Source organism: Rhizomicrobium palustre (assembly GCF_011761565.1).
In the GTDB taxonomy this organism is placed as follows: Bacteria; Pseudomonadota; Alphaproteobacteria; order Micropepsales; family Micropepsaceae; genus Rhizomicrobium; species Rhizomicrobium palustre.
Genome location: NZ_JAASRM010000001.1, coordinates 1214239 through 1227910, shown reverse-complemented (window position 1 = coordinate 1227910; position 13672 = coordinate 1214239). Strand labels below are relative to the sequence as shown.

At 59.7% G+C, this 13672-nt stretch carries 14 protein-coding genes; 10 read left to right on the top strand and 4 right to left on the bottom strand.

Annotated elements, in window-relative coordinates; translation table 11 throughout:
- Window positions 1-141: 141 nt before the first annotated feature.
- The 3 genes from FHS83_RS05450 to FHS83_RS05440 are packed head-to-tail and all read left to right on the top strand — an operon-like array spanning window position 142 to window position 2809.
- Window positions 142-750 (top strand): CoA pyrophosphatase, encoded by a 609-nt coding sequence (locus tag FHS83_RS05450; RefSeq protein WP_208414241.1) that lies wholly within the window; start codon window positions 142-144, stop codon window positions 748-750.
- The gene (locus FHS83_RS05445) at window positions 747-1964 is read left to right on the top strand and encodes a CCA tRNA nucleotidyltransferase (protein ID WP_167081665.1); all 1218 of its coding nucleotides are present in this window, start codon (window positions 747-749) and stop codon (window positions 1962-1964) included. The genes FHS83_RS05450 and FHS83_RS05445 overlap by 4 nt, the downstream gene beginning before the upstream one ends.
- The gene (locus FHS83_RS05440) at window positions 1961-2809 is read left to right on the top strand and encodes a PP2C family serine/threonine-protein phosphatase (RefSeq protein ID WP_167081663.1); all 849 of its coding nucleotides are present in this window, start codon (window positions 1961-1963) and stop codon (window positions 2807-2809) included. Before FHS83_RS05445 ends, FHS83_RS05440 begins: the two co-directional genes overlap by 4 nt.
- Here FHS83_RS05440 and FHS83_RS05435 read toward each other — a convergent pair.
- Both FHS83_RS05435 and FHS83_RS19890 read right to left on the bottom strand, forming a co-directional pair.
- Entirely contained in the window at window positions 2806-3504 is a 699-nt protein-coding gene (locus tag FHS83_RS05435) for a TerC family protein (protein WP_167081661.1), read from the bottom strand. The two genes, FHS83_RS05440 and FHS83_RS05435, sit on opposite strands and share 4 nt — an antisense overlap.
- 159 nt (window positions 3505-3663) lie before the next feature.
- The gene (locus tag FHS83_RS19890; protein ID WP_167081659.1) at window positions 3664-4140 is read right to left on the bottom strand and encodes a tRNA (cytidine(34)-2'-O)-methyltransferase; all 477 of its coding nucleotides are present in this window, start codon (window positions 4138-4140) and stop codon (window positions 3664-3666) included.
- Between the two features lie 194 nt (window positions 4141-4334).
- Between FHS83_RS19890 and petA the strand changes: the two genes are divergently transcribed.
- The 4 genes from petA to FHS83_RS05410 all read left to right on the top strand — a co-directional run bounded on the left by petA (window position 4335) and on the right by FHS83_RS05410 (window position 9332).
- Window positions 4335-4904, top strand: coding sequence for a ubiquinol-cytochrome c reductase iron-sulfur subunit (gene petA / locus FHS83_RS05425; RefSeq protein ID WP_167081657.1), 570 nt, complete (start codon window positions 4335-4337; stop codon window positions 4902-4904).
- Window positions 4905-4916: 12 nt separating this feature from the next.
- The gene (locus FHS83_RS05420) at window positions 4917-6203 is read left to right on the top strand and encodes a cytochrome b (protein WP_167081655.1); all 1287 of its coding nucleotides are present in this window, start codon (window positions 4917-4919) and stop codon (window positions 6201-6203) included.
- Complete coding sequence (locus FHS83_RS05415) at window positions 6200-7048, top strand: cytochrome c1 (RefSeq protein ID WP_167081653.1); 849 nt, start codon at window positions 6200-6202, stop codon at window positions 7046-7048. The genes FHS83_RS05420 and FHS83_RS05415 overlap by 4 nt, the downstream gene beginning before the upstream one ends.
- A gap of 331 nt (window positions 7049-7379) precedes the next feature.
- Window positions 7380-9332, top strand: a complete 1953-nt coding sequence (locus FHS83_RS05410; protein WP_167081651.1) for an alpha/beta hydrolase family protein — start codon at window positions 7380-7382, stop codon at window positions 9330-9332.
- A gap of 57 nt (window positions 9333-9389) precedes the next feature.
- Here FHS83_RS05410 and FHS83_RS05405 read toward each other — a convergent pair whose 3' ends face one another.
- Together FHS83_RS05405 and FHS83_RS05400 are read right to left on the bottom strand one after the other, a co-directional pair.
- Entirely contained in the window at window positions 9390-10730 is a 1341-nt protein-coding gene (locus FHS83_RS05405; RefSeq protein ID WP_167081649.1) for a glycoside hydrolase family 27 protein, read from the bottom strand.
- A gap of 149 nt (window positions 10731-10879) precedes the next feature.
- Window positions 10880-11395: a hypothetical protein gene (locus tag FHS83_RS05400; RefSeq protein WP_167081647.1), complete on the bottom strand. Its 516-nt coding sequence runs from the start codon at window positions 11393-11395 to the stop codon at window positions 10880-10882.
- Window positions 11396-11520: 125 nt separating this feature from the next.
- On the opposite strand from FHS83_RS05400, the gene FHS83_RS05395 reads away from it, so the two are divergent.
- The 3 genes from FHS83_RS05395 to FHS83_RS05385 all read left to right on the top strand — a co-directional run bounded on the left by FHS83_RS05395 (window position 11521) and on the right by FHS83_RS05385 (window position 13666).
- The gene (locus FHS83_RS05395; protein WP_167081645.1) at window positions 11521-12393 is read left to right on the top strand and encodes an S-methyl-5'-thioadenosine phosphorylase; all 873 of its coding nucleotides are present in this window, start codon (window positions 11521-11523) and stop codon (window positions 12391-12393) included.
- Window positions 12394-12519: 126 nt separating this feature from the next.
- The gene (locus FHS83_RS05390; RefSeq protein ID WP_167081643.1) at window positions 12520-13047 is read left to right on the top strand and encodes an adenine phosphoribosyltransferase; all 528 of its coding nucleotides are present in this window, start codon (window positions 12520-12522) and stop codon (window positions 13045-13047) included.
- Window positions 13048-13051: 4 nt separating this feature from the next.
- On the top strand, window positions 13052-13666 hold the full coding sequence (locus FHS83_RS05385) for a glutathione S-transferase (protein ID WP_167081641.1): 615 nt from the start codon (window positions 13052-13054) through the stop codon (window positions 13664-13666).
- Window positions 13667-13672 lie beyond the last annotated feature (6 nt).

Below are 13672 nucleotides of genomic sequence, written 5' to 3'. Positions count from 1 at the left end.
CCTATCTTGGTTTTTGCTAGGGCGCCTTGCGTTTGTACCGCGTAAGGACTTGGCCAACAAGGATAAGAGCCCGTAATGGAGCGCGGATTTCCTGAACTTCCTGCCATGCTTGACGGCGTTGGGGCGCCAGGCGACGAAGGGGTGCGCGCCTATCTGGCGAGATTGCGGGCCAAGCTCTTGCCGCAGCCAAAGGCCCTGTCGATTGTCCCCAGTAGGAGTGATTTCGACCTAAATCCGACCGCTCGACCGCCTATGGCTCGTCTGTTACGGCCGGCGGCGGTGCTTATACCGATCATCATGCGCGAAGAGCCGATGGTGCTTTTCACGAAGCGCGCTGAGCATCTTCCCCGGCATCCTGGCCAAGTAAGTTTTCCGGGTGGCAAAGCCGACCCAGACGATGTTTCACTCACGGCCACCGCCTTGCGCGAGTTAAAGGAGGAAACGGGGATCGGGCCCGAATTTGTCACGGTCGCCGGCTACCTCGAACCTTACGAAACTATCACCGGGTTTGCCGTTTTGCCTGTCGTGGGTATTTTGTCGGAGGGCTATTCCCTCACACCCGACGCCCGCGAGGTAGATGGAATTTTCGAAGTGCCGCTTGCCTTCCTCCTGGCACCCGCGAGCCTTGATGAGCAGGCGCGTGAATTCAAAGGGGTTTCCCGTCGGGTCTATGCTTTCACGTATCAGGGCCATTATATTTGGGGCGCTACGGCGGCGATGATCGTGAACCTGCGAGAGCGCCTCGCATGACCCGTCTTGAACCGCAGCCCTGGATGCGCGCTCCGCAGACGATGAAGCTTATGGAGGTTCTGGGCGATGCCCGCTTCGTTGGCGGCGTTGTACGCAACGCCCTTTTGGGGCGGCCGGTGACGGATATCGACATTGCCACGCCCCTTCCGCCGGATAAGGTGAAGGCTCTGCTTGAAGTCGCTGGAATCAAGGCGGTACCTACCGGCATTGATCACGGAACAATCACTGCGGTGGTGGATGGAAAGCCCTTCGAAGTGACCACCCTCCGCCGCGATGTCGCTACGGATGGACGTCACGCGATCGTCGCTTTTACCACCGATTGGGCTGAAGATGCCCGCCGTCGCGATTTTACGATGAATGCACTCTATGCCGATATTGATGGCGCAATCACCGATGTCGTGGGTGGAATTGCCGATATTGAGGCGGGGCGCGTGCGGTTTGTCGGCGATCCCATTACGCGGATTCGCGAGGACTATCTGCGCATTTTGCGCTTCTTCCGCTTTCACGCTTGGTATGGGCGGACAGAGTTGGACGCCGAAGCGCTTTATGCCTGCGAGAAAGAGAAGAGCGGGCTGGTGCGTCTTTCCGGGGAACGGATCGCCAAAGAGATGCTGAAGCTTTTCGAGGCAGAAAGTCCCGTCACCGTGCTCATGAGTATGGGCGTGATCGGTGTTCTGGAAGAGGTTGTGCCGGGCGCGGCCGAGATACTGCCGCTGCGCCGGTTGGCGGCTATGGATGCGGAACTTGGCACTGCGCCTGACGGGGTTTTGCGATTGGCTGCGCTTCTGCCCGCTGGCCGTGCAGTCTTGACCGCACAATTGATCGCAGCGCGGTGGAAGCTCTCCAATGTGGACAGAGACCGCTTGGTTGCGGCCGCCAGCGCTCCCCGGGATATTGCGCTCTATGCTGATCCTCGTCTTGCCCGTCGTTTGCTGTACCGGATGGGACCTGAAGGCTTCCGGGATGCGTTACTCCTGGCGATCGTGAGCGAGACGCGAGATGAGTGGCGGAGGATCTACGATGGCGTCAGGAGTCTGACTGCACCTCGGTTTCCTATTTCGGGCAAAGACGTAGTTGCGCGAGGTATTCGTATCGGGCCGCTGATCGGCCAAATTCTTCACACACTCGAGACATGGTGGGTGGAGAATGACTTTCCCCAAGATGCGTTGCTCATCCAGCGCTTGGACGAGACCGTCAAACAGGTGCAGGAATGAAGCTCGATATCGTCGATACGCTTAGCTTGCCGGGTTACCCGGACCGGGCCAATGAAGACGCCTTCGCTGCAGAGGATGTTGGCGCGGCGGTGCTGGATGGTGCCACGCCTGTTTCTGAGCCACTGCTTCCAGGCCGGAGTGATGCGGCTTGGCTTTCCCAGTTCGGTGCAAGGCGATTGCTCGCCCACGTGAAGTCTGGGGATTCGCCTCGTGGTGCGCTTCGTCATGCCTTGGCCGATGCCGAGCGCTCTTTTGATGGCCTCGCACGCAAGAAACCGCTGCATCGCTATCAGATGCCTTTCGCCTCAATGATCTTTGCTGTTCCTGATGAGGACGGTATCGATCTGCTATGGTTTGGCGATTGTTGCGCCCTGGTCGAGACGGGCGCTGAGACTATCGAGGTTATTGGCACGGCTTTCGAGAAGCGTGGGGATGAAGCGAGCGCCGCGAAAGCATATAGCGAAAAGGTTGGCCTGGCTCCGGTCGGCGCATTGGCGCGCTCGGATGCAATGCCAATGTTCCGAGATAGCCGCGATAAGGTGAATACCCCCGGCAATACATGGCTTTTTGGGATCGAGCCTAAAGCCTCGGAACATGCGGGGCGGGTACGCCGGGACATTCCCGCTGGCTCGCGGCTGCTCCTCTGCACGGATGGTTTTCTGGCGCTCGCCACCGATTACGGCCGGTATCAGCCGTCGGAGCTTTTAAATGCGGCTGCGGATAAAGGGCTTGCAGCATTAGGCGCGGAACTCCGCCAGATTGAGGCGGATGATGCCGAAGGGCGCCGCTTCCCCCGCTTCAAGAAAAGCGACGACGCCACTGCGGTACTTGTCCGCTTGATTTAGGCCATGCCCATCAGGTGGCTGGAGGCCTCGATCATGCCGTGGGTGTTCAGTCGCTCGAAGCCATCCCAGATCATACGTAACGCGACGAAGAGGACGATGAAGACACCCGCATAGCTGATCCAGGGATATTTGTGCAGCAGCTTGGCGATGAGAGTCGCGGCCAGCCCCATCAGGGCGATGGAAAGTGACAGACCGATCAAGAGCACTTCGACATGATCGCGGGCTGCGCCAGCAACTGCCAGCACATTGTCTAGCGACATGGAAACGTCTGCGGCCGCAATAGAGATAATTGCCCGGCGTACAACCTGGGCATGGCTCGCGTTCTTATGGGTTGAGTGGTGTTCGTGTTCGAGCTCGTCACTGAGAACCTTGGTGGCTTGCTGTTCTTTGTGGGAATGCTGGATGTCACGCCACAAGCGCCATGTCACCCAGAGCAGCAGGAACCCGCCAGCGATCACCAGGGGAACAAATTTCAAGAGGTGGACCGCGAAGACTGCGAGCACGATCCTGAGTGCGACCGCTGTGACAAGGCCCCAGAAGATCACCGTTCGGCGGTCAGACTTATTGACCTGAGCGGCGGCCATTCCGATGACGACGGCGTTGTCACCAGCCAAAACCACATCAATCAGAAGAACCTGGGCGAGCGCGAAAAGGGCGCCCTCAGAGAAGATATCTGTAAGCGTAAAGCCATCCAATGGCGTGGTCCTCGTTCCAGATTCTTGCCCGTCGGGCAGTGTCCGACGGTTTCAGCGCTCTATAAGGCGCAGGTGTAGATGTGGTGAGCTTCGGCCGAAATGCCAGCCCCGTCACGGAAAATTGCGGGAAATCCTTAGGTTTCCTGCGGATAATGTGTCTCATACTCTCTCGTGTGCAACTATGGCGAGAGGAAACCCCGATGTTTGTCGCAGGGCTTCACCCAGGACCATGGCCGCGGAAAGAGCCACATTAAGAGAGCGAAGGCCCGGTTGCATAGGGATGAGCAGGCGCGCGTCGGCCGTGTTGTGGACGTCTTCAGGCACTCCGGCACTCTCCCGGCCCAAAAGAAGAATGTCCGCAGGCTGAAAGGCATAGCCTGTATAGGGTTCGGCCGCTTTGGTGGTGAGGAGCAGGAGCCGTGCTCCCTCACGGGCGGCGCGGAAGGCGGCCCAACTGGCATGCCGTACGATTTCGGCCTGGGGCAGATAGTCCATTCCCGCCCGTTTGAGCTTGGGTTCGCTCCAGAGAAAACCACAGGGCTCGATGATATCGACCCCAACGCCAAGGCAGGCGCCAAGCCGGATGAGAGCGCCGGTGTTCTGTGGAATATCGGGTTCGAAAAGGGCTAGACGCATGGCTTTAAGCCGCTAAAAAGACGGGGAAAAACGAGGCTTGGGTTGGTCCCGTAGGAGCCGGGGAAAGCTTGCCTTTTATGTCGCACCGTGCCGCAATAGAACTTTCGGATGATTGGCGATTCCGGCGACACGTGATTTTTGCCTTCTTCCCTTTGGCGGACTGGCCCGCACAGCCCCTTTAAGAGGTGAGTTCCGTGGCGAATGCAATCAAACCCGATGCGACACGGCGCGATTTTCTGTTCGTAGCCACCGGCGCGGCGGCCGCCGTGGGCGGTGTTGCCGCCGTTTGGCCCTTTATCGACCAGATGAATCCCTCGAGCGCGGTTCTGGCCATGGCCTCCATTGAAGTGGACCTTTCGGCCATTCAGGCGGGGCAGCAGGTGATCTTCAAATGGCGCGGCCATCCCTTGTTCGTGCGCCGCCGGACCCCAAAGGAGATCGCCGAGGCCCGCGCCGTCTCCCTTAACGATCTCGTGGATCGCGTGGCGCGCAATGCCAATATCGCCGAGAACGCCCCGGCCAGCGATGAGAACCGGGTGATCAAGCCGGAATGGCTGGTGCTGGTTGGCGTCTGCACCCACCTCGGCTGCACGCCGACGGTCTCGACCCCACAGTCGCCGCAAGGCTCCTATGGTGGCTGGCTCTGCCATTGCCATGGGTCTGACTACGATACCGCGGGGCGCATCCGCAAAGGACCGGCGCCGCAGAACCTCGCAGTGCCGCCTTATGCCTTCACCGGCCCCACGAAGATCAAGATCGGTTAGGGGATTTCGTCCATGGCTGGCCACACCAAATACGTCCCCGGCAGCGCCTTTACCCGCTGGCTCGATACGCGTCTGCCGATCCTTCGGCTCGCCAATGAAAACCTCGTCACCTATCCGACGCCGCGCAATCTGAACTTCTGGTACACCTTCGGCGGCATCCTGACCTTCATGCTCGGCATTCAGATGCTGACGGGCATCGTGCTCGCCATGCATTACGTGCCCAATGGCGATCTTGCCTTTGCCTCGGTCGAGCAGCGCATCATGCGCGAGGTGAATTACGGCTGGCTGATCCGCTATATCCATTCCAGCGGCGCCTCGATGTTCTTCCTCGCGGTCTATGTGCACATGTTCCGCGGCCTTTATTACGGCTCCTACAAGGCGCCACGCGAAGTGCTCTGGATCTTGGGCGTCTTCATCTATCTCTTGATGGTGATGACGGCGTTTTTTGGCTACGTCCTCCCCTGGGGCCAGATGAGCTTCTGGGGTGCGACCGTGATCACCAGCCTGTTCTCGGCGCTCGATCAGGTCATTCCCCATCTCGGCACCTCGATCACCACTTGGCTCTGGGGGGATTTCGCGGTGGGCGATGCCACTCTCAACCGCTTCTTCTCGCTGCATTACCTGATGCCTTTCGTTATCGCAGGTGTGGTGGGCTTGCATATCTGGGCGCTGCATGTGCCGGGTAATAACAATCCCCTGGGCATTGATGCCAAGGGACCGCAGGACTTCGTACCCTTCCATCCCTATTACACGGTGAAGGACGCATTTTATCTGGTGCTCTTCCTCATCGTGTATATGGCGTTTGTCTTCTACGCGCCCAATTTCTTCGGCAATCCCGACAATTACATCCAGGCCAATCCCCTGGTGACGCCGCCCGACATAGTGCCGGAATGGTATCTCTTGCCTTTCTACGCGATGCTGCGCAGCGTGCCGCAAAAGCTGCTCGGCGTGATTGTGATGGGGGGAGCACTTGTGACGCTGCTCTTCATTCCCTGGCTCGATAGTTCCAAGGTGCGCTCCTGCCGCTTCCGCCCGCTGATGAAGCAGCTCTTCTGGATCTTCGCCGCCGATTGCATCCTGCTGGGCTATTGCGGTTCGCAGAGCGCCGATGCGGCTTGGAACATCGTTGGCATCGACCTGCCGCTGGTCTGGGTGGCACGTCTGGCGACGCTCTATTACTTCGGCTTCTTCTGGGTCTTGATGCCCTGGGTTGGGCGGATCGAAGTGACCGCGCCATTGCCCGAAAGCATCGCCCAATCGGTCCTCGCTCGCAGCGTCAAGACGGAGGACGCGGAATGAAACGCCTGTCTTCCGTATTCGCAAGTGTCGCAATCCTGGCAGGCGCTGCGCTCGCCGCCAGCACTCACTCCGAACCCTTACCGCCGCAGACCCAAAACTGGTCGTTCAATGGCGTCTTCGGCACCTACGACAAAGGCGCGGTGCAACGCGGCTTTCAGGTCTACAAGGAAGTCTGTTCTGCCTGCCACAGCCTCAATATGGTGGCCTTCCACGACCTTTCCGGCAAAGGCGGTCCCGGCTTCAGCGAGGCGCAGGCCCGTGTCATAGCCAGCGGGTATAATCTTCCCGCCGAACCCAATGAGCGCGGCGAAACCCTCGACGATAAGGGCAATCGCATCACCCGGCCCGGCGTCCTGGCCGATCACTTCCCCCCGCCCTTCCCCAATGAGCAGGCCGCGCGCGCGGCTAATGGCGGGGCCTTACCGCCCGATCTGTCGCTGATGGCCAAAGCGCGCCAGGGTGGCCCGGATTACATCTATTCCCTGATGCTCGGCTTTGGTCAGCCGGTGCCGCATGGCTTCACGGTGCAAGAGGGCAAGTACTACAACCCCTATTTCCCGGGCCGGAATATCTCCATGCCGCCGCCGCTGCATCCGGGGCAGGTGCGCTTTGCCGATGGCACGCCTCCGACGGTAGAGGCCCAAGCTAAGGCGGTGGCGACCTTCCTCGCCTGGGCTTCCGAACCACAGCTCGAGGCCCGCCATGAGACCGGCTTCAAGGTGATTGCCTTTCTTGTGCTCTTCGCGGGGCTACTCTTCCTCAGCTATCGCCGCATCTGGCATGGCAAGCCGGAAGACGAGGGCAGCGCGCACGACCTGCCCGGCACGGGGCCTGAAAAAAGCTGATCCCATATTTCGTGGGGCACATCGGTAAAACCACAGCCTACTGATTATTGATTGTCGTGTTTCGACCGGAAGGGAGGGGGGGAGTCCCCTTCTGCGGGCAGATTCACGACGTCTCCAGCGCGGTCAAACAGCCCTTCTTATGTGGGAAGCCGAGCGCGCGCTTACAACCGCGAAGATTTGATCCTGGGTCGCATCTCGTGCCGTTTGATACCGATAATTGGATGCGCAAATGAGGTCGCATCCGATTGGCTGTGATGCGTCAGTCGGGTTGCAGTGCGCGTACATTCAGTGTGAAGTGGCATGTGTAAATTTTATGCTTTGGGGTTGGGGGATGTCTTCCAAGAATTGGCTCGCGGCTATTTCAGCCGCGTTCATCATGGCTGGCTTGGCGCAGGCCGCGCCGCCGCTTGAGGCCTTTGGCCGTCTGCCCTCCACCTCGCATATGACGATGTCGCCGAATGGCGATTTGATCGCCTTCGCCAAGGAAACCCCGGCGCAGAGGATCATCATCGTTTATAGCTTCAGCGCCAAAAAGCCGATCGCCATGATCCGGCAGGCTGACCAGAAGTTGCGCGATTTGGAATGGGCCGATGATCGCCATCTCTTGATCACTGCCTCGACAACCGCTGTGCCCAGGAAGTTCTGGGGAAAGCGCGGCGAGTATTCCATGGCGCAGTCCTATGACGTTCAGACCAATAAAAGCCTGATGATGTTGGACCATGTCGCCGTGACCGGCGATGCCAATATCGAGACTATGAATGTGATTGCAGGGCCACCGCAGCCGCGCGTGATTGACGGCAAAACCTATGTCTTTGTGGCCGGATATTATTACGTCAGCCAGATCGGTCGCCTGGGGCTGTTCCGGATCGATCTGGACTCCGGTGAGGCAAAGCTGGTGGCTGGCCGGTTCAGCACCAATGCCCAAGATTGGCTGGTGGATGCGGCTGGCACGGTTGTGGCGGAGGCCAGTTACGATGAGATGGCTGAGCGCTGGAAAGCCATGGTCTATCGCAATGGCGTGGCGAGTCCTGGCGTCGAAGTGCCGGCGTCGAGCGAATGGCCCAGTCTCGAAGGCCTGAGTGAGGATGGCAGTGGCATTGTCGTGAGACTGCCCGGAACAGAAAACGGCGAGGTCTATCAGCAAATCGCCCTCAGCAATGGTGCCAAGACCATTTGGCATAATGGTGAGACGAATTTCAGTGGTCTGGTTGTCGACGCTCGCACTGGCCGCATCGCTGGTGGCGTGCGGTCCTCTGATCGCGAGGAGTATGATTTCGTCGATCCTCAGCTCCAGACCATGTGGAACAGCATCAAGGGGGCCTTCAAGACGGCCACGGACGTCAAGGTCGTGTCCTGGTCAGCTGACAAAAAGAAAGCCGTGCTTAAGGTGTTCGGCCCTGAGTTCGGCAATGTCTATTATGTGCTCGACCTCAATACCCATAAGGCCGATCCCTTGGGGCCGATATATGACGGTATTGAAGACGTCGCAGAGGTGAAGTGGATCGACTACAAGGCCGCAGATGGCCGCAAAATTCCTGCCTATCTCACTTTGCCGCCGGGGCGTGATCCTAAGAACCTGCCCTTGATCGTGCTGCCCCATGGCGGTCCGCATGCGCGTGACTATCCCGGATTTGATTGGTGGTCCCAGGCGCTGGCGGCGCGCGGCTATGTCGTGCTGCAGCCGCAGTTTCGTGGATCGGGCGGGTTCGGCAAGGAATGGCTGGAGGCAGGCTTCGGCGAATTCGGCAAGAAGATGCAGACCGATCTTTCCGATGGCGTGCGCGCATTGGCGGCGCAAGGCCTGATCGACCCCAAGCGAGTCTGCATTGTCGGGGCAAGCTATGGCGGTTACGCGGCCCTGGCAGGTGCCACGCTAGATACCGGCGTCTATCGCTGCGCGGTATCCGTGGCGGGGCTCTCGGATTTGAAGGCCCAGCTCAACAACTGGCATTGGCCGTTGAACCGGACCGATGCTCGCGGCGAGCGCATTTGGGGGCGCTACTTGAATATCGAGGATCCCTCTGACCCCAAGCTGGCCGATGTCTCACCGGTTAAGCATGTGGACCGGGTGTCCATTCCGATCCTTCTGATCCATGGTCGCGACGATACGGTGGTGCCCTTCGGACAAAGCAGTGGCATGGCGGATGCCTTGAAGGCAGCGGGCAAGCCCTACGAATTCGTGGTGCTGAAAGCCGAAGATCATTGGCTGTCAAGCAGCGAGACGCGGCTGCAGATGCTGGAAACGACGGTAAAATTCCTCGAGTCGCATAACCCGCCGCAATAAGGCAGCCTCGATAACAGAAAGGGCGAAGATTTCTCTTCGCCCTTTTTTCTGAGATTTCTATTCCACCCGGAAGATGGCGCTTGCATGCGGGCTGAGCTTCGCTTGCAGGCGCTTTTTTCCATCCGGTGCGGCGACGGCGTAGTCCTTGCCGTCGAACAGGCTGATGTATTTCTTCGGCTCGGTCAGGCTGATGCTCAAATCCACGTCCGTCTTGGCGAGATTGAAATAGGCGCGATAGACCACCGGTTTTTCGCGCGGGCCGGTCTTGGCTTCCCAGACCACAAGCGTATCGCCGGATTTGTAATTCACGGCGTGGCTTTCCCAGGCCGTCTGATTGACCGCAATCAGCTCCTTATTGGTGAGGAGCGCCTTCAACGGTTCATCCAGCTTGGTGAGATTGGCGCCGAGAATCAGCGGCGAGCGCGCGATGGCCCAGAGGGTGAACCAGCTTTTGGTTTCCTCCGGTGTGAGGCGGGACTGGCGCGCCTCGCCCCAGCCCGGATTGGGCGTCAAGGAACCAAAGGGCAGCATATCAGCATCGGGCCAATTGCCGGGCTTGGCGTATTGGCTCCACTCGGCGAGCTTTTCGAAACCGGTCTCCAACCCATTCGGCCAATTGGCGGGCTTAAAGCTCCAGCTATCCCAGCTGTCATCGGCGATGCGCCACATCTGGGCGAGTTCGCCCACCTCGGCGGCGTGAGAGATATTGGTCGGCCCGGGCGAGAGGCTGAGCACGATCTCGCGGCCGCTGTTCTTGATCGCCTTCGCGATCTGGCGGATTTCCTTGGGCTTATAGGGATGGTCGGCGATGCAATCGACCTTGATGAAATCGACGCCCCAATCGGCGTATTTCTTCACCATCGTGTCGTAATAGGCCTGGCCCGCCGCATTGTCCTTGATGCCGAAATTGCCGTCATCCCAAGGACAGAGATCGGTCGTGTCGGCGGCATCAGCGGCTTTGAAAGTGGTGCCCGCGATCGGCAGGTTCGCGGTGACCGCATCTTTGGGAATGCCGCGGATGACATGCACGCCAAATTTCAGCCCTTGCGCATGCACGTAATCACCAAGCGGTTTTAAGCCATCGGCTTTTTCGGCGGAGGGAAATCGGCTGAGGGCTGGCAGGAGCAAGCCATTGCCATCGAGCTTATATTTGCGTTCGGCGAGGCCTTTGCCGAAGGGGTTCTCCATGTACCAGCCTTCGTCGATCACCGCATAGGTCCAGCCATAGGGCTTGAGCTTCACAAGCTCGGCGACGTTTTCGCGGAATTGCGCTTCGGTGATGGTGAGGCCATAGGCATCCCAGCTGTTCCAGCCCATCGGCGGTGTCGGTGCCAAGGTGGCAGCAAAGGCTGTGCCCGCAAGACAGGTGGCGGCAGCCAGAATGGGTAATAGGCGCATGGCGTCCCCTTATTTGTATGACTATTTTTCCGAGAGAAGAGCCGGTTTTCGCTGGGATGTCGAGGCTGGGAAGGTGGCGCAATCGCGCGCATCACGCCGATTTGTGATCACGGCGCGCGATCTCAAACACCATCTATTGGGCCAGGAGGCTAATGCGCCAGGAGGACCTCTTTGCTCTCGCCGGTGGAAAGGCTCACGCGCCGCATCAGATAGCCGCCTTGCGGAAGGCCCGCGCGGCGGTCCTGCCAGGTCACCTCGCCGACCAGGAAATAGTCGCCATCCGGCAATTCGCTGAAGGAGAACCGCCCCTTGGCGTCGCAGTTTGTGGTGCGGGACGTGGCGAAATAGGCCGGATCGTCATCCGTGAAATTGGCAGGGGTGCCCATCAGGGCGGGGTTGAAGCCTTCGCTCTCGCTGCCATAGAGCGCCTTCATCCGCGCCTTGGCGTAAGTTGTGACCGGAAAAAGATAGACGGGCAAAGCGGCGCAGGTCTTGGCATTGCCAGTATAGGCGCGGGCTATGGCCGTGCCGTTCAGGCTGTTGGTGCCGCGGGCGGAAAACCAGGCCGCTTCGCGGGAATCGAAGCGCACCCCCAGGGTTTGCGGTGACGAACAGGCGCAAAGGCCGGCAATGCTAACGAAAATGGCGAAAATCCTGGTCTTCATCCCCGCCCCCCGGCAGATGACAGGGGAAGGCTAGCAGGGGGAGGTGAACACGTCCAGGTTGATCTAGTGGCTATCTTGCCCCTTGAGCCCCCCATGCTAAAAGACCGCCCGCAAAGAGGAAGACCATGACCAAGCGCGTACTCGGCATTATCGGCGGCAGCGGTGTGTACAATATCGACGGCCTCGAAAATCCCACCTGGAAAAAGATCGAGACTCCCTGGGGTGATCCCTCGGACGCGCTGCTGTTCGGCACCTATGCCGGTGTCGACATGGTGTTCCTGCCGCGCCATGGCCGTGGCCATGTCCAAACCCCGACCACGATCAACTATCGCGCCAATATCGACGCGATGAAGCGCGCCGGCGTTACCGATCTGATCTCGGTCTCGGCTTGCGGCTCGCTCAAGGAAGAACTGCCGCCCGGCACTTTCGTGATTGTGGACCAGTTCATCGACCGCACCTTCGCGCGCGAAAAGAGCTTCTTCGGCCCGGGCTTCGTCGCCCATGTGCCGATGGCCCATCCGGTCTGCCCGGCGCTCTCCAACGCGCTGGTCGAAGCCGCGGCGCAGGAAAACATTCGCCACGCCAAGGGCGGCACCTATATCTGCATGGAAGGCCCGCAATTCTCGACCTTGGCCGAAAGCCATCTTTATCGCAGCTGGAACTGCGCGGTGATCGGCATGACGGCGATGCCGGAAGCCAAACTCGCCCGTGAGGCGGAACTGCCTTACGCCCTGGTCGGCATGGTCACCGATTACGATTGCTGGCACCCGGATCACGAGCATGTCACCGTCGATGCGGTGATCAAGGTGATCCATGAGAACGCCGCCAATGCGCGCAAGATCGTCTGCGCCGTCGCCGAGCGTCTCACCGGCACCCGCAAGCCCTCGCCGCTGGGCATCGAAACCGTGCTCGACGTCGCCGTGATGACCGCACCCGAAAAGCGCGATCCCGCGCTGATGGCCAAGCTCGACGCGGTGGCCGGGCGGATTTTGAAGTAAGCCGAACGCCCCTGCGGCGCGACCCCAGAAAAGGTGTGAAGCGCCGCCGGAATATGCCATAGAAGGTCGCCAACGGCCCCCCGGAAGGGGCCGGGGGCGAAGAAGCCTGTCAGGAGCCCCAAAGGGATGGATTTCAAGCCCTATATTCGCACCATTCCGGATTACCCCAAGAAGGGGATTCAATTCCGCGATGTCACCACCTTGTTCGGCAACCCTCGCGCTTTCCGCGCGGCGGTGGATGCGCTGGTGCAGCCCTATGCGGGCGTGCGGATCGACAAGATCGCGGGCATCGAAGCGCGCGGCTTCATCCTGGGCGGCGCGGTCGCCCATCAGCTTTCCACGGGCTTCGTGCCGGTGCGCAAGAAGGGCAAGCTGCCCTATAAGACCATCCACGAAGAATATGATCTCGAATACGGCAAGGACCAGGTCGAGATCCATGTCGATGCCGTGAAGCCCGGCGAGCATGTCGTGGTGGTGGATGATCTCATCGCTACCGGCGGCACGGCTTTCGCCGCGATCAAGCTTTTGGAACGCGCGGGCGCCAAGGTTGTCGGCTGCCTCTTCGTGATCGATCTTCCCGAACTTGGCGGCGCCGACAAGATCCGCGCTCTGGGCAAGGAAGTGACGACCCTGGTGGAATTCGAAGGGGAGTAATCCCTTGAAGCTCTATTCCAACCCTGCCTCGCCCTTCGCCCGCAAGGCGCGGATTATCGTGCGCGAGTTGAACCTCACCAAGGTTGTGGAAGAGGTCAACATCGATACTCGTAATCCGCCGCCGGATTTTCGCTCCATCAACCCTTTGGGCAAAATCCCGGTGCTGGTGTTGAAGGATGGCTCGACCATCCTCGATTCCCCGGTGATCTGCGAATATCTGAACGATATGGGCGGGGGGAAGTTCTTCCCCGGCATGTCGATCTTCCGAGAGGTGTCCGGGCGCTGGAAGGCGTTGACGCTGCAAGCCCTGGGCGATGGCATTTGCGATGCCGCGGTGGCGCGGGTCTATGAAACCCGCCGTCCGGCCGAACAGCAGAGCCCCGAGGCGCTGCAAAAGCATCTCACCGCCATCGAAACCGGTCTGACGGTGTTGGAACGGGCCAAATTCTCCGAAAAGATCACCATCGGCGAAATCACGGTGGCCTGCGCCATCGGTTATCTCGATTTCCGCATGCCGGAACTGGCCTGGCGCAACAGCCGTCCGAAATTGCGCGACTGGTACGAGGCATTTGCGCAATATCCCTCGATGAAGGACACTTGGCCCGAGGCGCTGGCCTAGGTTTGT

Excerpts from the sequence above, each read along its gene's own strand:
- FHS83_RS05445 (WP_167081665.1), top strand. The coding sequence starts at position 747 with ATGACCCGTCTTGAACCGCAGCCCTGGATGCGCGCTCCGCAGACGATG.
- FHS83_RS05440 (WP_167081663.1), top strand. The coding sequence starts at position 1,961 with ATGAAGCTCGATATCGTCGATACGCTTAGCTTGCCGGGTTACCCGGAC.
- FHS83_RS19890 (WP_167081659.1), bottom strand. The coding sequence starts at position 4,140 with ATGCGTCTAGCCCTTTTCGAACCCGATATTCCACAGAACACCGGCGCT.
- FHS83_RS05420 (WP_167081655.1), top strand. The coding sequence starts at position 4,917 with ATGGCTGGCCACACCAAATACGTCCCCGGCAGCGCCTTTACCCGCTGG.
- FHS83_RS05415 (WP_167081653.1), top strand. The coding sequence starts at position 6,200 with ATGAAACGCCTGTCTTCCGTATTCGCAAGTGTCGCAATCCTGGCAGGC.
- FHS83_RS05410 (WP_167081651.1), top strand. The coding sequence starts at position 7,380 with ATGTCTTCCAAGAATTGGCTCGCGGCTATTTCAGCCGCGTTCATCATG.
- FHS83_RS05405 (WP_167081649.1), bottom strand. The coding sequence starts at position 10,730 with ATGCGCCTATTACCCATTCTGGCTGCCGCCACCTGTCTTGCGGGCACA.
- FHS83_RS05400 (WP_167081647.1), bottom strand. The coding sequence starts at position 11,395 with ATGAAGACCAGGATTTTCGCCATTTTCGTTAGCATTGCCGGCCTTTGC.
- FHS83_RS05395 (WP_167081645.1), top strand. The coding sequence starts at position 11,521 with ATGACCAAGCGCGTACTCGGCATTATCGGCGGCAGCGGTGTGTACAAT.
- FHS83_RS05390 (WP_167081643.1), top strand. The coding sequence starts at position 12,520 with ATGGATTTCAAGCCCTATATTCGCACCATTCCGGATTACCCCAAGAAG.